The 24,585-nt window shown below is 64.5% G+C and carries 16 protein-coding genes; 3 read left to right on the plus strand and 13 right to left on the minus strand.

The genetic code is table 11. The annotated features are described in order from the left end of the window. From EZ216_RS19705 to EZ216_RS19740, 8 genes are read right to left on the minus strand one after another with little or no spacing between them, the layout of a single operon-like run. Positions 1 to 582, minus strand: a complete 582-nt coding sequence (locus tag EZ216_RS19705; protein ID WP_135251503.1) for a flagellar basal body L-ring protein FlgH — start codon at positions 580 to 582, stop codon at positions 1 to 3. After that, positions 579 to 1,532, minus strand: a complete 954-nt coding sequence (gene flgA, locus EZ216_RS19710) for a flagellar basal body P-ring formation chaperone FlgA (protein WP_135251504.1) — start codon at positions 1,530 to 1,532, stop codon at positions 579 to 581. Before flgA ends, EZ216_RS19705 begins: the two co-directional genes overlap by 4 nt. Continuing rightward, positions 1,529 to 2,305 (minus strand): flagellar basal-body rod protein FlgG, encoded by a 777-nt coding sequence (gene flgG, locus EZ216_RS19715; protein WP_135251505.1) that lies wholly within the window; start codon positions 2,303 to 2,305, stop codon positions 1,529 to 1,531. Before flgG ends, flgA begins: the two co-directional genes overlap by 4 nt. Before the next feature lie 31 nt (positions 2,306 to 2,336). Continuing rightward, positions 2,337 to 3,092 (minus strand): flagellar hook-basal body protein, encoded by a 756-nt coding sequence (locus EZ216_RS19720; RefSeq protein WP_135251506.1) that lies wholly within the window; start codon positions 3,090 to 3,092, stop codon positions 2,337 to 2,339. Between the two features lie 3 nt (positions 3,093 to 3,095). After that, on the minus strand, positions 3,096 to 5,156 hold the full coding sequence (flhA, locus tag EZ216_RS19725; protein WP_135251507.1) for a flagellar biosynthesis protein FlhA: 2,061 nt from the start codon (positions 5,154 to 5,156) through the stop codon (positions 3,096 to 3,098). Next, entirely contained in the window at positions 5,153 to 6,241 is a 1,089-nt protein-coding gene (locus EZ216_RS19730; protein ID WP_135251508.1) for an EscU/YscU/HrcU family type III secretion system export apparatus switch protein, read from the minus strand. The genes flhA and EZ216_RS19730 overlap by 4 nt, the downstream gene beginning before the upstream one ends. Continuing rightward, positions 6,241 to 7,041 (minus strand): flagellar biosynthetic protein FliR, encoded by an 801-nt coding sequence (locus EZ216_RS19735; protein WP_239024453.1) that lies wholly within the window; start codon positions 7,039 to 7,041, stop codon positions 6,241 to 6,243. Before EZ216_RS19735 ends, EZ216_RS19730 begins: the two co-directional genes overlap by 1 nt. An 8-nt stretch (positions 7,042 to 7,049) precedes the next feature. Continuing rightward, positions 7,050 to 7,295 (minus strand): flagellar biosynthetic protein FliQ, encoded by a 246-nt coding sequence (locus EZ216_RS19740; RefSeq protein WP_239024454.1) that lies wholly within the window; start codon positions 7,293 to 7,295, stop codon positions 7,050 to 7,052. Positions 7,296 to 7,823: 528 nt separating this feature from the next. On the opposite strand from EZ216_RS19740, the gene EZ216_RS19745 reads away from it, so the two are divergent. Then, positions 7,824 to 9,173, plus strand: coding sequence for a class II 3-deoxy-7-phosphoheptulonate synthase (locus EZ216_RS19745; RefSeq protein ID WP_135251511.1), 1,350 nt, complete (start codon positions 7,824 to 7,826; stop codon positions 9,171 to 9,173). 63 nt (positions 9,174 to 9,236) lie between these two features. Here EZ216_RS19745 and EZ216_RS19750 read toward each other — a convergent pair whose 3' ends face one another. Next, entirely contained in the window at positions 9,237 to 9,521 is a 285-nt protein-coding gene (locus tag EZ216_RS19750) for a DUF4148 domain-containing protein (protein ID WP_135251512.1), read from the minus strand. Between the two features lie 509 nt (positions 9,522 to 10,030). Between EZ216_RS19750 and EZ216_RS19755 the strand changes: the two genes are divergently transcribed. Continuing rightward, positions 10,031 to 10,411, plus strand: coding sequence for a hypothetical protein (locus EZ216_RS19755; protein ID WP_135251513.1), 381 nt, complete (start codon positions 10,031 to 10,033; stop codon positions 10,409 to 10,411). Between the two features lie 967 nt (positions 10,412 to 11,378). Here EZ216_RS19755 and EZ216_RS19760 read toward each other — a convergent pair. Genes EZ216_RS19760 through EZ216_RS19770 form a run of 3 tightly spaced genes read right to left on the minus strand, consistent with a single transcriptional unit; the run spans position 11,379 to position 18,927 of the window. Next, positions 11,379 to 11,867 (minus strand): hypothetical protein, encoded by a 489-nt coding sequence (locus EZ216_RS19760; RefSeq protein WP_135251514.1) that lies wholly within the window; start codon positions 11,865 to 11,867, stop codon positions 11,379 to 11,381. Between the two features lie 47 nt (positions 11,868 to 11,914). Continuing rightward, complete coding sequence (locus tag EZ216_RS19765; RefSeq protein WP_135251515.1) at positions 11,915 to 15,694, minus strand: Ig-like domain repeat protein; 3,780 nt, start codon at positions 15,692 to 15,694, stop codon at positions 11,915 to 11,917. Then, on the minus strand, positions 15,691 to 18,927 hold the full coding sequence (locus tag EZ216_RS19770; protein WP_167772985.1) for a LamG-like jellyroll fold domain-containing protein: 3,237 nt from the start codon (positions 18,925 to 18,927) through the stop codon (positions 15,691 to 15,693). The genes EZ216_RS19765 and EZ216_RS19770 overlap by 4 nt, the downstream gene beginning before the upstream one ends. Positions 18,928 to 19,077: 150 nt before the next feature. On the opposite strand from EZ216_RS19770, the gene EZ216_RS19775 reads away from it, so the two are divergent. Then, on the plus strand, positions 19,078 to 19,395 hold the full coding sequence (locus tag EZ216_RS19775; RefSeq protein ID WP_135251517.1) for a hypothetical protein: 318 nt from the start codon (positions 19,078 to 19,080) through the stop codon (positions 19,393 to 19,395). 1,514 nt (positions 19,396 to 20,909) lie between these two features. On the opposite strand, the gene EZ216_RS19780 is transcribed toward EZ216_RS19775, so the two are convergent. Next, positions 20,910 to 24,548 carry an Ig-like domain repeat protein gene (locus tag EZ216_RS19780; protein WP_135251518.1) on the minus strand — a complete coding sequence of 1,213 codons (3,639 nt, stop codon included), beginning with the start codon at positions 24,546 to 24,548 and terminating at the stop codon, positions 20,910 to 20,912. Between the last annotated feature and the right edge of the window lie 37 nt (positions 24,549 to 24,585).

Consider the following 24,585-nt stretch of genomic DNA (forward strand, 5'->3'; position numbering starts at 1 on the left):
TCAAAGCCCCAGGAAGTCGGCGAGCTGCCGCCACCACGCGCGCTGCTGGCGCTCGCTGATGTCGCCTTCGCCGAGGTACGTGATGCGCGCATCGGCGATACGGGTGGACTGCACCACGTTGCCGTCGCTGATGTCGGCCGGACGCACCAGGCCTTCCAGCGTGACGCGCTGCAGCTCGTTGTTCACCGTGACCGCCTGCGTGCCGGCGACGCGCAACTGCCCGCCGGGCAGCACTTCCTGCACCGTGACGGTCAGGGTGGTGAGCAGGCGGCTGGTGCGCTGGGTCCGGCCGCCGCCGTCGAAGTCGCCGCCCAAACGGGCGGAGCTTTCGCCGACCACGCGCGCGCCATGGGTGAGCTCGGCGTTCAGGTTGTTGTTGCGCCGCGTTCCGGTGTCCGCGCTGCTCACCGCACTGGAGTTCTCGTACACCTGCACGGTGAGCACGTCACCCGGGCGGTACGCCTTGTTGTCGCCCGTGAGCGGCCGCCAGGTGTCTTCGCGGAACAGGCTCTGCGCCCGCACGGCCGGAAAGGCAGCCGCCGCCAACAGCGCAGCAGCCAGGGTCCTTCGAGAGGGATTCATCGGGCGATCTCCAGTTGTCCCGGGCCGACGACCCGTGCCGTGACCTGGGCCATGGCGCCCGGCTGGCGTACGCGAACGTTCTCGCCGGCGCGCCCGTCCTGCAGCACCTCCACGCGCGCCTCGGTCATCACCGCGCCGGTTCCGGAACGCAGGGATGCCCACTGACCGCGCTGCACCAGCGGGACCGGAGCCGCATCTCGGGCCCTCAGAGGCTCACCGGCATGCAGCGCGTGGGTGGCACGCACCGGATCGCCTGCTTGCCTGGCGAGCGGTGCGCCATCGAGGGCCGCGATGTCGATCCCGCGTTTCTCGACATTGGCGGCATCCAGCGGCGCACCCGCCTCGACCGGCCGCGCCGCGACAGGAATTTCGCGCCACGCCTGAACCGCGAAGGAGACGGGTACGGTGCGCACGAACCGGTTGCCGGACCACACGTCGACCCACACGACCATCCGGCTGCGCAGCGGCGACCGGGCCAGCGAACGCGCCTGCAGCCGCGGCGCGCCTTCCGGCACCTGCACGTCCTGCGGCGGCCACGCGAGCTGGACTTCGCTGCGTTCGCTGCGCGCGGAGAGCCATTCGCGCAATGCCTGCGAAGCCGCCCCTGCGATGGCCTCTCCCTCGACGGTGCGGCTGTCGGCCAGCACCAGCCCTTGCGCCGGTCCTTCCCAGGTGACGGTCCCGCGATCGTGCAGGCGCTGGCCGGCCCACGCCGCCAGCGCCTCGCGTTCCAGCGTCATGCCCTGCCCGGCCGCAGGCGCATGCCCTATGGGCAGCTTCACCAGCGCACGCACCTGCGAGAGGTCGTCGCCCCGCACGCGGGCGACCTGGCCCAGCGTGACGGATCCCGAAGCGACACGCGATTGCGGCAGCAACTCGACCGACGCCTGGGCGGCCAGAGCGGTGCCGGCGCAGGCCAGGCCCGCCGAGAGTGCGGCGATCGCCTTCATCGCCGCAGCCCGTTGATCATGCCCAGCATGTCGTCGGACGCCTGCACCACCTTGACGCTGGCCTCGTAGGCGCGCTGCGCCACCATGAGGTTGACCATCTCCTCGACCATCTTCACGTTGGAGCTCTCGAGGAAACCCTGCGCCAGCGTGCCCATCCCATCCTCGCCGGGCTTGCCGCCGATGGGTTCGCCCGACGCTTCCGTCGCGCGGTAGACGTTGCCACCCTGCGCCAGCAGGCCCTGCGGATTGGCGAAGCGCACCATCTCCAGCTGGCCCGCATCGACCGGCGCGCTCTGGCCCTTGAGCTGCGCCTGCACCCGGCCGTTCGGAGAGATCACGATGGCACTGGCGCCTTCCGGGATGGCGATGCCGGGCTTGAGCGGCACGCCGGCCAGCGTGGCGAGCTGCCCGTCCGGATTCACCTTGAGCGTGCCACCCCGCGAGTACGCGCGCGTGCCATCGGGCATGGTGATCTCGAGGAAGCCATCGCCCTGCACGGCGACGTCCATCGGCGATTCGGTCTTCTTCAACTCGCCCGGCTCGAACAGCTTCACCGTGCTCGCCAGCGCCACGCCGGCGCCGCGCCCCTGCACCGCGGCAAGCGGAGCGTTCGCGCCCGCCGGTTGCGCCGCGCGCAACACCAGGTCGGTGAAGCTCACGCGCGTCTTCTTGTACGCGGGCGTGTTCGCGTTGGTCAGGTTGTTGGCGATGGCGTCGACCTGGGCCTGCTGCGCCTGCATGCCGGTGGCGCCGATGTAGAGAGCGTCGAACATGGAACGGGACTCCTCGGGAATGGGTGGTTGCTCAGGCGGCGTCGCCCAGCTTGCGGATGGCGGTGCCCAGCATCTCGTCGTAGCCGGTGGCCGCCTTCTGCATCGATTCGAAATGGCGCAGGGTCTGGATCAGCTGCACCATCTCCTGCATGGAACTCACGTTGGAGTTCTCCAGGTAGCCCTGGCGCACTTCGGTGCGGCCGTCCGCCGCCGCGGCCACTTCGCCACGCACGGCAACGAGGCCCTGGCCAAGGTGCTCCACCGCCGCGCCTGCCTCGAACTGCACGACCTTGAGTTGCGAGACCGGTGGCGCGTCCGCCGCGGGCGGCGCGCCACCGGGGGCAGTTCCCTCGAACACCCGTCCTTGCGGATCGATCACCGGGAAGCCGTGCGGCAGCTGGATCTCTCCGGCCAGGCCCATCACCGGCTGCCCCTGCTGCGTGACGATGCGGCCCTGCGCGTCGAGCCGGAAATCGCCTTGCCGCGTGTAGGCGAGACCGCGCTCGGTCTGCACCTCGAACCAGCCGGGACCGGTGAGCGCCACGTCCAGGCTCTGGCCGGTGGAACGCAGCGTGCCCGGGCGCTGGTCCACCTGCGTGGTGTGCTCCGGTGCAGAAGCGGCCGCGCTGTGGCGCGCCGCGGCCACGCGGCTGCCGAACGTCTCGCCGACGACGACCTCGCGCTTGTAGCCGGTGGTCTGCGCGTTCGCCAGGTTGAGGCCGACGCGGTCGACCTTGGCCATGTCGAGCTGCATGCTGCGGAGGGTGACGGCGAGGATTTCGTTCATGGATCAGGCGGCGACGGTGCCGAAGGACTTGAGTTCGATGGCCTGCGGAATCTCGGCCATGGACAGGACGCGCAGGTGCGGCAGGCCCCTCTCGGACAGCGAGCGCACATGGCGGCGAAGCTCCGGCGCGCAAAGCAGCACCGGCAGCAGGTTGCTCTTCATCATCTTTTCCGCCTGCTGCATCAGGTGGACCAGGAATTTCTCCACCAGCTTGGGCTCGAGCACGAACGAACCCGCAGGCACGCCTTCGGCCTGGGCACCGCGCAGGCTCTGGAGGAAGCGGCTCTCCATCGCAGGATCGAGGGTCAAGACGTGCAGCGCGCTGGCATCACCTGCGAGGCCGCGGCAGATGACGTGGCCCAGGCGCTGGCGCACCGCCTCGGTCAGCTGTGCGGCATCCTTGGTGGTGCGGCCGGCGTCGGCCAGGGTTTCCAGGATGGCTTCGAGGTGGCGGATGGACACCTTCTCGCGCAGCAGGTTCTGCAGCACCTTCTGCACGTCGCCGACCGACAGCACGGACGGAACCAGCTCCTCGACCAGGGGCGGATGTGACTGACGCACGCGATTGAGCAGCTTGTCGGTCTCGCTGCGCGTGAGCAGCGTCGCCGACTCGCGCCGCAAAACCTCGGTCAGGTGCGTCATGAAGACCGTGGGGGCGTCGACGAGCGTGTAGCGCGCCGCGGCGGCAGCTTCGCGCTGCCCCAGTTCGATCCACAGCGCGGGCAAGCCGTAGGTGGGGTCGCGCGTCGGCTCGCCGGGGACCGAGCGTTGGTCGCCGGCCGCGTGGATGGCGAGCAGCCGGTCCTCGCGCGCTTCACCGCGCGCAGCCACCGCGCCGTCGACATGGATCTCGTAGCCGTACGCCGCCAACCGCGCGCCTGAACGGAAACGGACGCGCGGAAGCACCATGCCGTAGTCCTGCGCGTGCTGCTTTCGGAAAGCGGCGATGCGCTCCATGAAGAGACCGCTGGCGTCGCTGACCTGGGGCGCCCAGCCGCTGCCGACCATCACCTCGACCGGCTCGACCACGAGCAGTTGCTCGAGCGGCTCGCCGCCTGCTTCGGTGGCGGCCTGGGCTTCCTTGTTTTCCGGCGACTCCGCGTCGTCCGCACGCGCGCGGTACGCCAGCCAGGCGGCGAGCGCCGCGACGAGCAACAAGGCAAGCGCGGGTATCGCGGGAATGCCCGGCAGCAGCACCAATGCCAGCAGCGCACCGGCGACCAGCACCAGCGTCTTCGGAAAAGACGTGACCTGGCGCAGCACTTCCCGGCTCAGGTTGCCGTCCGAAGCCGAGCGGGTGACGATGATGCCGGTGCCCACCGAGATCACCAGCGCCGGCACCTGCGTGACGATGCCGTCGCCGATGGTCAGCAGCGTGTAGGTGCGCAGCGCCTCGCCCCAGGGCAGGTGGTGCTGCAGCACGCCGATGACCAATCCGCCGACGATGTTGATCAGCAGGATGACGATGCCGGCGATGGCGTCGCCCTTGACGAACTTGCTGGCGCCGTCCATCGCGCCGTAGAAGCCGGCTTCCTTCTCCAGGTTCTTGCGCCGGCGCTGCGCCTCGGCCTGGTCGATGAACCCCATGTTCAGGTCGGCGTCGATGCTCATCTGCTGGCCCGGCATGCTGTCCAGCGCGAAGCGCGCCGCCACCTCGGACACGCGCTGGGCGCCGTTGGTCACCACGACGTACTGCACGACGATCAGGATGAGGAAGACGATCAAGCCGACCACGTAGTTGCCGCCGACCACGTATTCGCCGATGGCGGCGATGACGCGGCCGGCGTCGCCCTGCGCCAGGATCAGCCGCGTGGCCGCGACGTTGAGCGACAGGCGGAACAGCGTGGCCACGAGCAGCAGCGAGGGAAAGGTGGAGAACTCCACCGGCCGCGCCATGTAGAACGTGAGCAGCAGCACCAGGAAGGCGAAGCTGAAGTTGGCCAGGATTAGGAAGTCCAGCAGTGCCTTCGGGATGGGCACGAACAGCACCATCAGCACGCCCAGCACGGCCAGCACCATGGCGATGTCGGAATGGCGGCCGAGGAACCGCTGCAGCGCGTTCATGCCGCGGCCTCCTGGGCCTTCTGCCGCTGCTCCCGCATGGCGAACACCCAGACGATGATGCGCGCCACGTCCGCATGGAACGAAGGCGGGACCGCCTGGTCGATGCCGACCTCGCGGAACATCCTGCGCGCCAGCGAGGGACTGCGCACGATGGCCACGCGATGGCGGTACGCGATGTCGCGCATTCGAGCGGCCAGTTGGCCGGCTCCCTTTGCGATCACGAGCGGCGCTTCCATCTGACCGTGCACGTACCGCAGCGCGACGGCGTAGTGCGTGGGATTGGTGAGCACCACGTCGGCGTCCCGCGTGTTGCGCAGCGCCCGGCTGCGCTGCAGCGCTTCGCGGCGCAGTTCGCGCAGCCGCTGGCGGATGCGCGGGTCGCCTTCGCGGTTCTTGACTTCGTCCTTCAGTTCGCGGCGGCTCATCCGCATCTTGTTGCTGAACTCGCGCCGGGTGTACAGCAGGTCGGCGAAGGCGATGGCGGCAAGGATCAGGGCCATCTTCATGCCCAATCCGGTGGCATCCGCCACCAGCGTGCGCAGGAAGCCTGCCGGCGGCAGCGCCGCGACCGCGTAGAACCCGGGCAGCAAGCTGGCCAAGGCATACCAGGCGGCCAGCAGCAGGATGGCCAGCTTCACCAGCGCCCGCGCCCCGTCGAAAAGGGTGCGCAGCGACAGCACGCGCTTGAGCCCGGCGACCGGGTCGAGACGGCCAAAGTCCATCTTCAATGGATCGATGGACAGCACGATGCCGGTCTGCGCCACGGTGCCCACCACCGCCGCCAGCATCAGCGCGCCCAGGAACGGCAGCACCAGCATCGCCGCCTCGCGCAGCATGTGCGTCGCCAGGGGCCACGCGGAAGCCGCGGTCGGCACGCCGGAACCGGCATGCACCAGCGCCACGCGCGCCAGGCGGAAAACGGCGGTGACCAGTTCCAGCCCCTGCCACGTCGCGAAACCCATGGCCACCAGAAAGACCGTGGCGCTCACCACGTCGGTGCTGCGTGCCGTCTGCCCTTGCTCCCGGGCCTTTTCCAGCTTGAACGGCGTGGCGGCTTCGTTGCGGTCGAGATCCTGGTCCGCCATCACCTGGGCCCTCTTGCCGGCGCCGCTTCGAAAAGGCCGGCCCAGGTGCGATAGATGTCGGCGTACACGCGCAGCATGACGCCGCCCATGCCGCCCGCCCAAACGGACAACGCCAACAGCCCGGCGACGATCTTCACCGGGATGCCCAGTGCCAGCATATTGACCTGGGGCAGATTCCGCGAGACCACGCCCAACGCGAACTCCAGCAGCAGCAGGCTCAACACCACCGGTGCGGCGAGGGCGAAGCCCAGCGTGAACAGGCCCGCGGCCTGACGCACGATCGGCTCCGCGCTGCCTGCCACGGACCACGGCTGCCCCACCGGGAAGCGATCCAGGCTCAGCGCAACGCCGCGCAGCAGCGCGTGATGACCGTCGACCAGGAAGAAGACCAGCAGGGCGAGGGAAGAGAACACCGAGCTGATGACCGGGACCTGGCGGCGCGTGACCGGATCGAACACCTGCGCGATGCCGAAGCCGACCTGCACGTCCAGCAGGCGGCCGGCGAAGTCGAAGCCGGCGAAAGCCATGAGGATGCCCAGCCCCATGGTGGCACCCAGTGCCAGTTCGCTCAGGAAACCAGCCAGCAGGTCGCCCAGCGAATGGGGCAGCGAGACCGGAGCCGCTGCAAATGGGAGGGAGATGGCCGCGGCCAGACCAACGACAAACAGCGCCCGCACGGTGCCCGGGACCGGCACGGCGTAGAGCAGCGGCGTCATCAGGAACAACGCTGCGAGCCGCGCCGACAGCAGCAGCACCGTGGCCACCCAGGGCGCTCCGGGCGCCAGGACGAAATCGTTCACCGAGCCGCCTACGGGAACATCGCCGGGATGTTCGTCCACAGCTGCGCAGCGAACTGGCACAGCATGCGCAGCATCCATGGACCGAACATCACCACCGCGATCCCGGCGGTGAGCAGCTTGGGCACGAACGTGAGCGACATCTCCTGCACCTGCGTGACCACTTGCAGGACGCTGACCACCAGCCCGACCAGCATGGTCAAGCCCAATACGGGCAGGCAGATGAGGAACCCCGTCCAGAACAAGTCCGCTGTCATCTTCAAGGCAAGATCGCTGTGCATAAATCCTCGGCAAGCCGCGGCGCGAACGCGCGGCACAACACACCCGACGGTGTGCCGGGAAATCGTTGAAAGGGAAACCCCAGACGTGACGACCAGGCGCCTTGACGGCGCCCGTGTTCGTCAACCAGGGATGTCAGTCAGCCAGCAGCGGTGCCAGCCGGCTGTGAGCCACAACAGTGGCTTTCACTTGAACGACGTGCTCCGCGAATGCCGTCCGCTATCGGGCCTGCATCGCCAATGTGCATGTGCTTCATGCCCGCTCCTTCCTGCTCGGCCACTTGCGGTGACAGCTCGCATCAACTTGTTGGTTTTTCTTACTTGACCCCAAGCGTATCGCTCTCCCATTTTTGCGGGGTTTAGGGGAAACCATGGATAAACGTTCGCCTACTGCATCGGGATGAGAGCCGAACAACAAACCAGCGTCGATACATCACAAGCAGGGACCAGCGAGCGATGCACGCGCTGCGTGGACAGGCCTTTCAGTTGGCCGTCTAACATCCCCGCATGCACAACTGGACCCCTTCTTCCTGGCGCGACCGGCCGGCGCGCCAGATGCCGGCCTACGCCGAGCCGCAGGCCCTGCGGAACGTCGAGGCACGGCTGGGCGCGTTGCCGCCACTGATCTTTCCCGGCGAGATCTCGCAGCTTCGCGAGCGCCTCGCCACCGTTTCGCGGGGCGAGGCGTTCCTTCTGCAGGGCGGCGATTGCGCCGAGAGCTTCGACGAGATCGGCCAGGCACCGGTGGAAGCCACCTTCCGCGTCATCCTGCAGATGGCCGTGGTGCTCACGTACGCGGCGGCCTGCCCGGTGGTGAAGGTGGGCCGCATCGCGGGCCAGTTCGCGAAGCCAAGGTCTTCCGACCACGAAACGGCGGACGGCGTCACGCTGCCTTCCTACCGGGGCGACATCATCAACGGCAGCGACTTCACGGCGCAGGCGCGCCAGCCCGATGCGTCGCGGCTGCTGTCGGCCTATTCACAGTCGGCGGCCACGCTGAACCTGCTGCGCGCGCTGGCGCAGGGCGGCTTCGCGGACCTGCACCAGGTGCACCGCTGGACCGCCGACTTCGTGCGGTCCAGCCCGCAGGGCGAGCGCTTCGAGGAGCTGGCCGACCGCATCACCCAGTCGCTGGCTTTCATGCAGGCTTGCGGCTTCGACGCGGTGCGCGCCCCGCAATTGCACGCGGTGGAGTTCTACACGTCCCACGAGGCGCTGCACCTGCACTACGAGGAAGCGCTCACCCGCCAGGGCGAGCAGCAGGGCGACTGGTATGGCGGTTCCGCCCACATGCTGTGGCTGGGCGAGCGGACGCGCCAGCTCGATGGCGCGCACGTGGAATTCCTGCGCGGGGTGCGCAACGTCATCGGCGTGAAACTGGGGCCGTCCGCGAACCCCGACGACGTGCTGCGCCTGCTGGACGCGCTCGACCCTTCACAGGAGCCGGGGCGCATCGTGCTGATCAGCCGCATGGGCAGCGGCCAGGTGGCCGAGCGGCTGCCGCCGCTGCTGCGCGCCGTGCGGCAAGCCGGCCGCAACCCCGTGTGGTGCTGCGACCCCATGCACGGAAACACGGTCACTTCGGCCAGCGGGTACAAGACGCGCGACTTCGACCGCATCCTGCAGGAAGTGCGCGGCTTCTTCGCCGCGCACGCGCAGGAAGGAACTTGGCCCGGCGGCCTGCACTTCGAGATGACTGGCCAAGACGTGACCGAATGCCGCGGCGGCGCCCAGGCCGTGACGGACGAAAGCCTCGCGATGCGCTACCGCACCGCGTGCGATCCGCGGCTGAACGGATCGCAAAGCCTGGAACTGGCGTTCCTCATCGCGGACGTGCTGAAGGCCGCGCGGACCTGATCGGCCATCGGCCCATGAAAAACGGCGCCCTGGGCGCCGTTTTCCTTCCGGAGGTTGCCGCGATCAGCTGGCTTCGCCCACGCGGATGAAGCGCGAGGCTTGCACGGCTTCAGCCTTCACCGCTTGCGCATCGCGGATGCCCGCCGACGCGCCGGTGGCCGTGGTGCTGGCTTCGCCCAGGCTCGGGGACTTCGCGGCCTGCACGGCTTCCGCCTGCACTTCGGCGCGGGTGCGGGTGCCATGCAGCTGGTCGGGGGTAACGATCATGTCGCTGGCCTCGCCGGCGCGGGCGAAGCCCGAGAAGGCGGCGGCGACGGAAGCGATGGCGATGAGGGTCTTGGCGTTCATGATGATTCCTTTCAGTCAGTCGGTGGGTCTTCGTTGCGGACGTCGCGAGCGGGATGTCTGTCTGCTCGCTGCGCCGTCCGTGAGAAGCACTGTAGGAGCCGACTCTTGGCTGGCTGTGAGGATCGTCTTAGCTGGGAATTAGCCCCGCCGTCCGCCGCGGCTCACTCCGGATCGAAACAGAACCCCGCGCCATAGACGCAACGGATCCACTCGCGTCGCCTTCGGCGGCGGCGAACTTGCGCCTGAGGTTCGCGTTCGCTGATCCGCGGGCCGTCCGGTTCGATGGCCTCGAGTAGGTGGGCGCGGCTGAAAATCCGCTGCGGTGGCTCGGCCAGCACCGCAGCAGTTCGAATTCCCTGCGCGTCAGCCTCAGGGGCACGCCTCCGAGGGAAGCACGCCACCGCGTCCGGTCGAAAACCAGTCCGTGCGCCGGCGCCGCGCCGGGCCCGCGCCGCCACAGCACCGTCTTCACGCGGGCGACGACTTCGCGCGACGAGCAAGGCTTGCGGATGCAATCGTCGGCGCCCAGCTCCAGTCCCGCGACGCATTCGGTCTCGCCGCCGCGCGCGGTGACCAACAACCTCAATGTCGTGCGCGCGCTGGCGGGCAAGGAAGACTTCGACACCGTCGTCGTGGGCGGCACCGTGCGGCCGCGCGACCCGGCCGTCACGGGCGAAGCGTCGGCGCAGTTCATCGAGCAGTTCAAGCTCGACTACAGCATCCTCGGCGTCACCGCGATCGCGGAAGACGGCAGTTTGCTGGACTTCATCCTGGACGAGAAGCGGGTCACCCAAGCGATCATCGGCTGCGCGCTCCAGGTGTTCGTCGTGGCCGACAACACCAAGTTCGGCCTGGCCGCCGTGGCCCGCGTGGGCACCTGTCGCAGGTAACGGCGCTGTTCACGGACGTTCCGTTCCAGGGGCCGTTCGCGGAGCTTGCGCAGCAGATCGGGTTGCGGGTGGTGCTGCCGGAGACCGGCAGTCAGGCCGCTTCACGTGGCTCGGCCGCGAACGCCAAGCCGTTGGAAGCGTCGAATCGTTTGCGATTATCGCCGACTGGCGGCCTGCTCAGTGGTGAGGGCCCGAAGTGCGGGCCCGGTACGCGGCCGGCAAGAGACGGGCTTCCGCGTCATGCGTCGAAGCACATTCACGACCTCGCCTGAACCGAGTTCTTCCGCCGCGTCATCCAGTTCGAACTCGCGCCACATGCCCGCCGTGAAACAGGTCAGAGCAAGCAGCGCGCCCAGCGCGTAGGCATCGGCAGTCAGCCGCAACCTCGCCTTGAGGCACGGTGTCGTTTATGCTGGATCGTTCGGGAGCGGAACCGGCGAGCTTAGCAGCGCCCGACATTGCGCCCGGCGAAAGCAAAGGCCTTGATCTCTCGCCGAGCAAACCCTCCGCATCGAGTACTCATCCCTGGCTGCTCGCACAAAAAAGAAAAGCCCGCTGGTGCGGCCTTTCGGTCTTGGCGGAGCAGGAGATAGCAGTATTGGGCGCCTAAGTACCAACGAGTAAACGACTCTTTGCAAGGCCGCACCAAATTGGCTCCACTAGCTTACCCCTTAACCATGCAGCCGCAACGTCCGACTCCAACGTGGGGAACCCAGGTAGATGGTCTCGTACACCAGGATGCCATTCGCGTCGTACTCACCCAGCAGCTGCCGCCCAGCCTCGTCATAGACGAAATAACGCCGCTGGGGGACCTCCACCGTTCACAGTTGGAGTCTCGGTGGGATAAATCTCGCTGCCAATCTGAAGGCAAGCCACTAGGATTGCTGGGCAGTTGAAGCTCGCCAGTCGGATCGACCTGAATGTATCGGCCACTCTTGGCGCTGTACTCGCAGTTCCAGTTCCGGAACTATTTGAGATCGATCGGCGATCTCCCTCCGCGTTTTTTCCATTCGCGAGCGCTGCTAAGCGCTTGTGCAAGCTCCGGATCACACTCCCATGAGATGAAAAGACGATCAACGTCTTTCGACCCAAGAACGTGTTCCAGCAATCCGGTGATGACGACGTTCCGAAGTTCTAGGTTCGCCTTGTATGAATCACCAAGCCACCGAACGAAGCCGACCGCATTGACGCTCGGCTGTTTCGCTTGTCGAGCAAGCCACGACACCAGCGCCCATGCAGCCTCGAATCGCGACTGCACCCATTCACCCTCTTGCGTGCCCAGCAAGCATCGCTTGAGATACTCGACGCTCAGCTGAGCGAACTCGTCTTCGCTCAGAGGCGGTGTCACGCGCGCCGAATGCCGCGCCTTCTCAAGGTAGGCATGGGCAGCACCTGCAATCTCCACGTCGGAATCAGCGAGCCAAGCAAGCGCCTGATCCTTCGCGATCGGCTCCACTCCCTCAAGCACCCTAACTACGTCTGGCAAATTAGCCATAGAGACTCCTATGGAATCGGTAAAAACCGCGGCCCAAGACCTGGCATCGGGCCCCCAGGGCTTGCGCCTGACTGGTCGGGTATCCACCGCTCGGTCTTTGGATCGTAGGACTGATTCTGTTGCGGAGTCAGCTTGTTCTTCACCCAATCAAGGAAACTCGGCGGTGGTGGACAGTTGTCGCAGTCTTTCTTTTGCCACAGCGCCTGGCACTTGCCCCAGGCGCGCCATAGATCAGCAATTTCTTCAGCGTGCCTGTTGCCGCCCCTCGGCCTCGGATTCACACGGTCCCACCTCTCGTGAGAGGTAATCATCTTCTGAAGCAGGTTCATCTTCCGCTTGATCTCAGGGCAATCATCAGCGTTCGTGCATCCCACCGATGTACCTTCAGGCGGATGGTATGGACCCGAGCCCTTGCTTGGATCCTTTGTGGCCAAGCCACTCGGATCAGTGCTCGTCAACGGTCCGTTGACGACGTACGCGTACGTGTTAATGCCGCCTTCGAGCCCGATCGGATCACTCTGCGCATAGCGTCCAAACCGAGCGTTGTATTCCCGATTCCAGTTCTGGAGGAGCCCGGTCTCCCTATCAAATACCTGCCCGGGAAAGCGCTGGTTGAACGTGAACGTTCCCAGTGAACTGGGGTCTTGGTTCGGAGCTGTCGCGCCGAACGCTTCCGCCGTGTCCCAGCGCCACACAATGGCATGGTCCTGGCGTGTGATCATCCGCGGTGTGTCGATCTGATCAGCGTACACATTGTGGATCGCAATAGCGAGGTCGTTGGTGGCCGCGCTGCCAGTCTGCTTCAGAACCCCGACCAGGCTGGAGCCCAGATAGATGGGCTCATACACCGGACTGCCACTCGCGTCGTACTCGCCCAGCAGCTGCCCAGCCTCGTCATAGACGAAGTAGCTCGCTCCACTCGAAACCAGGCTGCTGGGACCACTCTTTCCGGCTCTCTGATTCAGCCCGTTGTAGACGTAGCTCACGGTGCCGCCGGGTGTCGTCACACTCGTCATGCGCCCGCGGTCGTTGTAGGTGAACGTGTTCGTTCCATCCGCAGTCATGTGGCCCGCAGCGTCGTACGTGAGCGCAGCCGTCCCGGAGGCATCCTGTGCCTGCGTCATGCGGTTGCTGGTGGCCGCGATCGCATTGCTGTAAGTGGTGCTGCCCACCGTCTTGGACGTGCGGTTACCGTTCTCGTCGTAGGTGTACGCGGTGGTCGAACCGCCGATGGTTGCCGAGACCAGCCGATCGAGGTTGTCGTAGGCGAAGCCTTGGTCCAGGCCAGACTGAGCGCCGCCGCTGTTGGTGTGCGTGTAGCCGGTGATCCGTCCGCCGGCATCCCGGGTGAGGCTGCGAAGCACGCCCGCAGCGGCGCCGGTCCCGTTGGGATCGCCGAGCGTGTAGCTGGAGATCAAGCCGTTGCTGTCGTATCCAATGGTCCGTGCCTTGCCGTCTGACCACAGCCAGCCATTGGGAGCACGGTCCACGTTGTACGTCACACTGCTCAGCAGCGTCTGTGCCGTGCCGCTCGCTCCCACGCCGTTCGCGTTCACCGGGTTTACGGTGATGCCGCTCACATAACCGGCGCTGTCGTACACATAGCTCAACCGTGAACCGCTCGGGTATGTGATCGACGTCAACTTGTCCAGCGCAGAGCCGCTGTCTCCCCAGGCGTACCCCACCGTGAAAGCACGGCCGGCAATGGTGACCGTCTTCGTCGTCAGCCGGCCCACTGCGTCGTAGGCATAACTCGTCTGACCGGACTCGTCGGTCATCTTCGTCAGCTGCCCCCTCGCAGCCGGTGTGGGCGCCGCGCCACCGTCGTACTCGAACGTCGTCCCTGCGCCCGTGGGGTAACTGATCGAAGTTAGCCGATTGATGCTGTCGTAGGTGTACGTCGTTTGCTTGCCCCGCGCATCGATGCTGGTGAGCAAGTTCCGGTTGGCGTCAAAAGTGGAGGAGAGCGCGCCCCGGTCAGGATTGAGCTCGCTCCTCACATTGCCAAGCCCATCTGGTGTGTAGGTCGTCACCAGGTTGCGCGGGTCGGCCACGCTGGTGAGATTGTCCGCAGTGTCGTAGTTGAACTGCGTGACGGTGGGCATGTTGGCGCCCGCATTGGCTGGCTGCTGCGTCTGAATGGTCCGGCCAAGCAGGTCATAGTACGTGTACGTGGGCAGACTGTTGCCGTCGACCATCGTGTTTTGCCGATCCATGGCGTCGTAGCCGTATTGCCAAGTCATGGACGGGCGGCCCGATACTGTCACCACAGCGCTCCCCGAACTACTGGGGGTGTTGTACGCGTCGCCGGCGAAGGACGCAGTGAAGGTGTGGCTGCCTAGCGCCAGGGTGTTGATGCCCAGAGTGGCCTTTCCACCGGCCACGTTGGCGGTCCCCACAGGGGTGTTCCCCTCGCTGAAAGTGACCACGCCGGTGGGCTGGTAACCGGCGACCGTGGCGGCCAGCTGCACCGTCTGACCTGTCGTCGCGGAGTTCGGCGTGGCCACAAGGGATGTCGTGGTGGACGCTATCGGAACGTTCGCACTGATCGGGTTGGACGAGGCGTCAGCGTTCTGTGCGTCTCCGCTGTAGCTTGCGGTAATGCTGTAGCTGCCGGGCGCCGTCTTAGGAACTATGTAGCTGGCAGCGCCGGATTGCAGCGCGCTGGTGCCCAGGACGGTGGAGCCGTTCTTGAAGGTGACGGTACCAGCGGGACTGCTACCGGTCACCGTGGAGCTGAGCGTCCACGTTTGGCCGGCAGACGGGTTCGCCGGATTGGCCGCCACGCTGACTGTGGCCGCCGAGCGGTACGACTGCAAAATGCTCGACGACAAGCTCGGTAGATTGGCTGCATCGCCGGAATAGGCCGCCCAGATCAGGCTCTGCCCGAGAGGCATGGCCCCCAACGTCAGCGCAGCCGCCCCTCCAGACACCGCGGCATTGCCCAGCTCAATCGTCCCGTCGTTGGCCACCACGCGTGTGGTGCCGGTGTCCCCTCCAAGGCCTTTGGTGATGCGAATGTCATCCAACTGTCCCTGGAAATCGTAGGTGTTCGAGTTGCGTCCGTAGATCTGCGTGCCGATCGTCAGCGAGCCCTTGCCGCCCACATCGTCCGGATAGGCAACACCCGCCCCGTCGCGCGTACTGTCCACGTAAAGGTACAGGACGCCAGCCGTACGGGAGATCGCCACGTCGTGCCACACGCCGTCAGCGACATTGATCGCCCCCGACTTGCGCCAACCGTTGTGGTACCAATTGAGCTGCCCGCCGGGACTGATGTAGATCTCCCACCCATTGCTTGAAGGGGTGTAGGTTTCCATCACCACCTTTTGACCAACGCTGGTCTTGAGGCGAAACCGGATTTCGAAGTCCCCGGTCCCGAACTGCAAACTGGAAAAGTTCGTGCTGGTTTCGATGAAGTCGCCGACGCCGTCCAATTCCAGCACCGAGGCGGTCCCAGAGGTCACCAACTTCGCGTTACCAGTCACGGTCCACGTCTTGGGGGGGACCTCACTTCCCACGATGGAGGTGGAGTTGGCCGGTCCCTCAAAGCGCAGGAAGACGCTTCGCTTCGAGCTGTACGGGTCCGTGATGAAGCGAACGTTTCCGGTCGGGCTGGATCCAGTGACACTCGCGGTGAGCGTCACGGGCTGCCCCGTTTGCGCCAAGCTGTTGCTGGAGGTCAATGCCGTCGTCGAAGGGGCTTGTGCATAAGCAGCCCACGACAGAGCGACGAAAAGCGCGAAGAGCGCTCGCTTGCCAGACAGCCAATGAAGGACCGTGTTCATCGCGCGCCCCCCGTGACCTGCTGCAGGCGGTTCAGGGCGTCATACGAGCGCTGGATGTTCCGTCGCAGCGTTCCACCCGGATCCTTCGCCTCCTCGGCGATCCGATTGCCTGAGACATCCAGCGTGTAAGTCACAGAGTTGCCGCGTGCGTCGGTCACCTGGAGCAGCCGGCCGGCCTCGTCGTAGCCGTAACTGACGACCGTGCCATCCGCCTCGACCACTTGTGTGAGCAGCTCGCGCTCATCGTAGCCGTACGCTGTGGTCCGGGCGTGGCCGCCGCCGGGCGGCGTGACCGTCACGCTACTCACCGAGCCGCGAGGGGTGTACTCGATGTCGCTGACCAGTCCACGCGGGTCAACGGTTTGCCGAACGCGGCCGGCACGGTCGTACTTCGTGAACTGAGTCGTGTGGCCAGCAGCATTCGTCACGCTCTGCAGGTCGCCAGCCGCTACACCTGTTGTCGTCAGGCTGGGCGCTTCGAAAGGCGCTGCAGGAGGCGTAAAGCTGGATGTGTACCTTGCTACGCCCTTCGTGAACCGGAACTCGTCGATGTAGCCCTGGAACGAGAAGGGAGCGTCGGCCGAGAGGGAAACCTGGGTCGCGATGATGTTCGTGTTGTCGACCCACGACGTGACAGCAGGCCCAGTAAATACATTATTTCGCACCGTCAGCAAGTCGCCATCAAGAAACGCCCTGACCACGCCGCTTTCGCGGGTCATTGCGAGATGGTGCCATCCATTCAGCAGATCCGATTGCGTCTGCGCCGCGCTGTACTGTGTTGCCTGGCTGCCATTCGTCGACGTTGCGAACTGCAGGCGCCAGCCGTAACCGGAGTCCCCAAATCGCATAAACATCCAGCCTTGCGTGGACGCAAGCTGGAAAATGTGGGGGTAGTAAAGGTTGGCTGCCTCCAAATAGAACCAGCCTTCAGCAGTGAAATCGCCAGTCCCGATGTTGAAGTCGCTGGGGTCGATCCAAAGATAGTCGCCGGAGCCATCAAAGTGCATCGATGCCCCGCCGAACTTGCTCTTTTCTGTCGACACATAGGCATCGCCGACAAGGTACACGGGCTGCTGCGCAGCGCTGTAGTCTTCCACGAGGGTCTCGTCCTGCTCGAAGTCGCCGTGTACGACAAGGTTCACTTTGTCACCATAGAGATCCGACATCCCCGACGGGAAACTGGTGGTCGCGTAGTAGGTCTGCGTGGTCGCGTTCCCATTGCGCGTAATCGCCACCGGGCGTGCCGCGGCGTTGTAGCTGAAGATTTGGACGTCCATTGGAACGGTCGTGTCCAACGCGCCAGAGGCGAGCAGCGCCTGCTCCACTTGCTTGCAGACCACGGGCCTCGGTTTGCCGTTGGGCAGCAATGCTGCAGTGGTGCAGTTGGCAGGAGTGTTCGAGTTGAATGGGTCCGGCTGGCCCTGATAGACCGTGGTTGTCTTGCGCAAAGGGCGAGTGACCGCCGAGGGCAACCGCCAGTCGGGGTGCCACGCCGTGGTAGTTCTTTGCGCCCCAGCCGGCAGCGTCGCACCTGCGCCAATGACAGTCGCGCAGTCGATACTGGTCGCCAAGCCCGCGACCCGGACCGTCTCGCGGTTGGTCGAGTCGTACGCATAGCAGGTGCGCGCCCCCCCGAAGTCGTCGTAGGTGACAACGTTTCCGTTCACGTCGTAAGTTGACGCCGCGGTTGCAGCGGGGCTGCCCGATCCCGCTGGCTTGGAGACGCTTGCCAGCCTGGGCAATCCAAGGACACTTTGGCTTCCCCATGACGCAACCTGCCCGTTCGGCTGCGTCACCGCGAAAGGTGCCGCTGCCGCAGCCTCGAAGCGACGGATGAAGACATTGACGGATGCGTCTTCTGTGGCACTGACCGAGTAGGTTGGCGGTGAGTCATAAGCCACCGTGTGGGCACCTGCGCCGGCGATCGAGCTCTCGATCGCACGTCCCTGGCCGTCGTAGGCCCAGGTACGGTCACGCACGGAGCTCTCATTGATCCGGCCTGTCATCGCCCAAGGCAAAGCCCCGTTCTCGTACAAAAATTGCTGTGTTTTGCCGCCAGGCCAGGTCAGAGTCGACAGATTGGACTGCGCGTCGTAGGTAACGTTGATTCGCCTACCCATGAAATCCAGGATTGCTGAGACGCGGCCGCGGGTTGCCTTGTGAATGAGCGCGCCAGGTGTCAGTTGGTAGCGAAACCGGATGAAGCGCCCGGTGTGGTCGGTCACCCGCAGAAGGTACCCCGCCCCCATTCCCGCGTTTGCGGAACTGTAAACAAAGCTCAGACTACGCCCGTCAGGCCAGTCGATCCGCCGCAACTGACCCAACGCGTTGTACGACTCGACGGTGTTCGTTCTGCCATCCGTGTAGTAGTAAGCTCCGGAAGCGACGGTGAGCTTGTCGAGCGTGTCCCCATCGGTGACATAGGTCCCGCCCCGCAGAATGAATGTCCAGATCTGACCGTTGCCTCGGTATGCGGTGACGACCGTTCCTCCGCTTCCGATAACCAGGTTGCGATGCAGACTGGATGACCAGAGCCGGCCGAATGAGGGCAACGCTCGGACGGGAAAACCTGTGAGCGCACTCGACGTGTCGTACGTGATCACGAGTTCCTCCCCGCCAACGAAGAAGCCCGTGGAAACGGGTTGCCGCTTGGCGCCGGTCAACGGGAGGATGGGGTTTCCAATGCAGTGGAAGCATGGTTTGGCGACCGCAGGAAGGTTGGCGTTCTTCATGCAGGCATAAGGCGCATTGGACGAAGGCCTCTCGTCCGGGGCGCAGGTCGTGACCGGCTTGCAGGCGACCAGTTCGCTAAAGCCGCGGATGGAAAAGCTCACTGCGGTGTAGCCACCCGGACAACTGACGGGCTCGACTTTGGTGAACGTAAACGTCGTCCCGCCGCTTGCAGACGTCTTGTTGCCCACGCCCCAGATCGTGTGCCCGTCGACTTCCCGAACCGTGCCGGCCACGCACGAGTTGTCGTTGTAGACGGTGCCGGCGGATTTCCACGGCACCGTCCCGACCACGTCACCTACGCCGGAAATCTTTTGATTCCAGCAGTTGGCGTAACTGACTGCCTGCGATTCCGATGTGATGGGATTCGGGATGGAAAGCAGCGCCGCGCACTGGTTCCAAGCGGTGATCTTGTACCCATAGGGCGCGCCGATGTCGCAGACGGTGTACTGCGCCGGCGCGTAAGTCGGCGCGATGCATTGCGCTTCGCCGTCGAAGGTCATTCCTTCGCAGTCGGTTGGGGCCGCGTGCACGACTCCCCCACCTAGCAAGAGCGCGGCTGCAAGTACTCTTGAGAACCAGGCCGACGCGAGACACGCGCACAGTCGTTTGCACACGCGCTGCACAGCCGCGATGTAGCTTAAACATTGCACTTGGAATCCTCCCTCGATCATCTCGCCGCGTTGCCGGGCATCACCTTTATTTGTTCTTGGAACGCTTTCGCGCCGATCTCAATCTGCGCGGACGCGCATCCGTCAATCCTGTTCGTCGATTTCGCCTCGACGTGCCTCTCAGTCTTGCCACAAAGGCGCTTTGGCACGGTACCGGCGCAAGCCGCGTTGCACCTTGAAAGTTGGAACTGGAGTCCCCTGCCCTCAATCAATACGCCGCTTCTCGACGCCTCATTGGCCTTCCACAAGGCGCTTTGGCGCAGCCGCCTTATTTGTTCGTGCTCATTCCGTAAGGGTTGAACGATCTTCCCAGCACTAGACGCCCGGGTAGGTCCATCGGAGGAAGCCATATGCGCAGTCGGGCACCGCATTCGCCTCCGCCGCGTCCCCTTGACACACGATTCCCGATTCCCTCTTACCTGCGCCGTATTCATCGGCACAAGGGGCTAACCCTGCCGTATGCGGGGAGATAGTCTTTTCAATAAAAGAAAGCCCTCCCAATCGCCTGCCGTTCCCCTTTAGAAGGACACGTAGCTCTACCTAGAGCTGCCACCGAATCAGAACAGGTCGTGCATGTACCAACCTATACCTAACCAACCAACGATGAAAATTATCAACCACCACTTCCAGAGACGAATCCGAAGGGTGCCAAATAGCAAGCAGGGAAACAGCACGGCACTCTGAAGAGCGAAGAGGGCGTAGCCCATATGAGTGAATAACGCGAGCGCAGTCCGAAGAGCGTGTAAATGAGGCGCGCAGGCGAGTCTGTTGGCACGTTCGGCCGTATTGTGGAGAATCCAACGCCGGAAATCATAACTAGCAGTACGTACATTGAGAGCGCCAACAGCGCCCGACGATGGAGGCTTGTCATCTTGGACATTGGTCTTTGCACTCTTTGCCATGCGTACGAATGAGCTCGACGGAAGCCTTAATGGCTCCCTCTCGCTCATCCCTAGAAGGGTAAGCGTCCGCATGCGCATGGCTTACCGATGGTAAGCCTCCGCTCCATGGCTGGAACCCGGCATGCCCTCTTGCGTACGAATCCTGTATCGCGTGCATGGCCCGGGCGAGGCCTTCGCAAGTGCAGGTCTTCCACTGCCCATCTACGAACTCGTTGTAGTCGCGCCGTGCCGTATCGACCGTTGCGTTCGGATTCTTACCATCCGCATCGTATGCCAGTGGGCATTTAGCGGGAGCTTGGCTTCCAGAAAACCAATCTGCGTTGGCCACAGCAGCAGGCAGATTCGGACAGGCATTCCCAGCAATTGTCAGCTAGCGATTCGCTGCTGACCGTCTTCAGCCATGCCAACAAAATTAGGCATCATCAGTTGATGTCGCCTTAACTAGCATCTTGAAGCTGTGCGCGGTTTGTATTCGAACAATTCCCCACGATATGCAAGCACCGACTGCGGCACCAATCCAGGATTGGTCGGTCATGGAAGAGAAGATGAAGGCGCCGAACAGAAGGACGTTGATGTCAATGAAGACGTGGAACCTATACCGCCCACCGCCGAGCGACTTGAAATTCCCGTGGTGGCTTGCGTATCTGGCGACACCGTATCCCTTCTGCCGTACAAGGAAGTCGCTCCCGCTAGGACGGACGGTGTACCGGCTTTCAATATTGCTCGGGAACTGGTCGAATTGCGACGACCCCACTGGAATGCCTGCTCTAAAGTATGCATTCGTCCACCAGTATTCAAGGAGACTCTCGGCAATCGCACATGCGATTGCGGCGAAGAATAGGGATTGCATAATTTGCAAATCGCGGCTAAATGGCTCAGCTCTCAGTGGCGGCGATAGCTACGCTGTCGGGACTATTTGGGACAGGTGCATTGGATGTAGCGCTTGTCAACAACATAGGCAGTGCCTCCGACAACTCCGAAACTTGTATCAATGCCCACCTCCGATCCCCAGCCGTCTGTATGCGCTAGACCGATCGAAATGCGCGAGTAGCCGTAACCCCAGCCCGCCGCCCATCCCGTGGAGAACTTAGCGTAGGGCGCGCCGTCGAACACGCCAGGATCCGCAAATTCTAGGCCGTCCTCAAATTCAACGTTGGTACTCGCAGTCGCATTTAGTCCCATCCCCCAACCCGCAGCTAGGGCCCTCACCTGTACATAGTAGCGGCGACCGAGCCGGTCGCAAGCCGAAGTAAGATAGAAATTGTCGATGGTTGCCGACTTGAGGACGGGCGTGCCAAGTGACAGCATATTCCCGCTCCACTTAATCAAGCCGGTCGGATCAGCTGCACTGACGGGCGCGAGAGCCGCATAGACGTACGGGTTGATCCCCCCTTTCAACCCGACTGGATCAACCTGTCTATACCGCCCGAGACTAGCGTCGTATTCCCGATTCCAGTTCTGAAACAACCCCGTCTCCCGATCGAACACCTGCCCTGGGAACCGCTGGTTGAATACGAACTCCCCAAGACCCGTCGGATCTTGGTCCGGTGCACTCGCCCCGAACGGCTCGGCCGTATCCCACCGCCACACGATCATCTGATCCTGCCGAGTGATCATCCTCGGTGTATCGATTTGGTCCGCATGCACGTTGTAGACGCTCACCGCCAGGTCGCCGCCCTGCACTGAGCCGGTCTGCTTGATCACCCCCACCGGCGTGTTGCCGAGGTAGATCGTCTCGTACACCGGGTAGCCATTGGCGTCGTACTCGCCCAGCAGTCGGCCGGCTTCGTCGTAGACGTAATACGTGTCCTGCGGTCTCGTGCTGATCGACGGTCCGCCCTTAAACGCGCGCTGGCCGAAACCGTTGTATGTGAAGCGCAGCCCCCCCTTTGAAGCCGTGGCCATCCGGCCCCGGTCGCTGTAGGTGTACGTGGACACGCCATCAGCCACCACATTGCCTGCGGCGTCGTGCACCACGTTGCTGGTGCCTCCGGCGTCCTGAACCTGCAGCAGCCGATTGCTCGCCCGCTCGACGGTGTTCGCGTACGTGGTCACGCCCACGACCGTCGAGGTGCGGTTGCCGTTGGCGTCGTAGGTGTAGGCGATGTTGCCAGTGGCCGTTGTCGCGCCGATCAGCCGGTCCAGGTTGTCGTAGGCGAACGACTGCTCCAGCCCCGGCACCGGGCCATTGCCGTTCGCGTGCGTGTATGCCACGATGCGACCGGCCGCGTCGCGCTGCAGCTGCCGGATGACTCCCGTGCGGGCCGGGTCGCCCAGCGAGTAGCTGTCGATGTTGCCCGCGCCGTCATACGTGATCTTTCGCGCCGTGCCGTCGGCCCACTGCCAGCTTTCCACCTGGAGGTCGGCGTTGCGCGTCACCTGCGACAGCAGGTTCACTGTCTTAGGAAGGCGGCTACTGCCCGCCGGAGCCGCCGTGATCGCCGTCACGCTACCCTGATCGTCGTACAGGTAATTCACCCGGCTGCCGCTCGGGTAGGAGATCGCCGTCAGTTTGTCCAAGGCACCGCCCGAATTTCCAAAGCCGTAGCCCACGTTGAACGTCGTGCTGCCAATCGTCACGGCCTTGCCCGTCAGCCGGCTCCATGCGTCGTAGGTGTAGGTCGTCTGACCCGACTCGTCACTCATCCGGGTGAGTTGCCCAATCTCGCCGGGCAGCGCCGCCGGGCCGCGGTCGTACTCGAATGTCGTGGGTACACCGCTCGGGTAGCTGATGCTGGTGACCCGCTGCAGCGCGTCGTAGGTATAGGACGTTGTCTTGCCACGGGCGTCGGTACTGGTCAGCACGTTGCCGTTGAAATTGTAGGTATAAGTGCTGCCGCCGCTGTCCGGGCTGCTCTGGGCAATGGACCGTCCCCGACCATCGCGCGTGTATGTCGTCACCAGCGAGCGCGGGTCCGCGACGCTGGTGAGGGCGTCGACCGCGTCGTACCCGTATCGAGTGACAGTTGGCGTGCCGGACCCAGTGTCGGGCGGCTGCTGTACCTGAATGCGCCGGCCGAGGCCGTCGTAGTAAAAATATGTCGCCTGGCCAGTGGGATCGACCACTGTATTGGTGCGGCCCATTTCGTCGTAGCCATATTGCCAAGTCATCGGCGCACGATCGGCGATGACCACGGTGGCCTGCGATGCAGTGCTGCCCGCGTTGTTGTCATCACCGGCATAGGCGGCATCGATGCCATGCGTACCCACGGTGAAGTTGTTGACGCTGAGAGTGGCCATGCCCGCCACGACGGGTGCGGTGCCTAGGAGGCGTTCGCCATCCGTGAATTTGACCAACCCGCTGGGGAGGTACGCGTCGTCCACTCGGGCGCTTAGCGAGATGTTTTGCCCAACCGCCCCGGTGGCGGGATTGGCCGTCAACGTCAGCGATGTCACTGCGGCCGAAACCGATTGCGTGATCGGCGCGGATGCCAATCCGGCATGGTTGCCATCGCCGGAGTACACCGCTCTCAGCACATGGGAGCCAGACGCAAGCTTGGCCACGGCTTGCGCCACGCCGGTAACCAGGGGCCTGACCGCGACGATCGCCGGACCATCCTTGAAGGTCACCGTGCCGGTCAGCGCCGTGGAGGCCGTGACGGTGGCGGTCAACGTCAGGGCGGCGCCGGCAGTCGAAGGATTGGCGCCGCTGCTAAAGGCCAGCGTGACAGGCTCGGGGGCCACAGTGAGGTTCAGGAGGCCCGTATGCGGCTGGTTAGAGGCGTCGCCGGAATACACGGCGCTCAGCGCGTGGACGGCCGCACCGAGGCTGGCAGCGTAGCTGGCCACGCCGCCGCTCAGGGGAACACTCGCCAGCACCGCAGTGCCGTCCTTGAATGTCACCGTCCCGGTCGGACTGACGCTGTTGGTGACAGTGGCCGTCAGGGTGACGCCCTGCGGATACGTGATGTTGGCGGTCGCAGGCGTCGTGTTGTAAAGCACCGCCGCGCATGCCTGGGTGCTGTCGCACAGGTACATTGGCTGCGGCGCCGCGCCATGGCAGATGCGCGGAGTTCCGCCGAACCTCGCCAGAAGCGCGTCGGCCAGCAACTGGCAGCTGTTGTAGCCACAGCCGCCACCGTTGAAACTGGAGAGCCGATAGCACGAATATGTTTCGGCGGCGGTCAGCCCGCTGCTGGCGCTGAGGATGGCCGTGGCCGCAATCCTGTTCACGGTCTGGGCCAGGGCCGCCGACGCGCTAGCCTGATTGGCGCCGTCGCCGCTGTAGGCGGCAGTGATGCTGTGGCTGCCTTGCGGCAGGCTGTCGCTGCTGAACTTAGCAGTGCGGCTGTTGCCGCTCCCCGTCAGCGCAACCGCCGCAAGCACGGCGCTGCCATCCATGAAGGTGACGGTGCCCGTCGGATTGGAGCCGGTGACGGTGGCCGTCCAGTCCACCTGCTGCGAGAAGTTGGATGGGTTGAGGTTGGAAAATACCGTCGTGCTGGTGGCGGTCTGCGCCCTCACCACCCCCACACAAATTGCGAACAGGGCCAAGGCCTGGACGACGCTCAGGCCCCATCGGCGGATCGCCGGAACCGCACTGTCAAACATCGCTCCCTCTCTTTCTTGGTGTTGCTGGTGCGGGGCT

This window comes from Ramlibacter humi (assembly GCF_004681975.1).
GTDB lineage: Bacteria > Pseudomonadota > Gammaproteobacteria > Burkholderiales > Burkholderiaceae_C > Ramlibacter > Ramlibacter humi.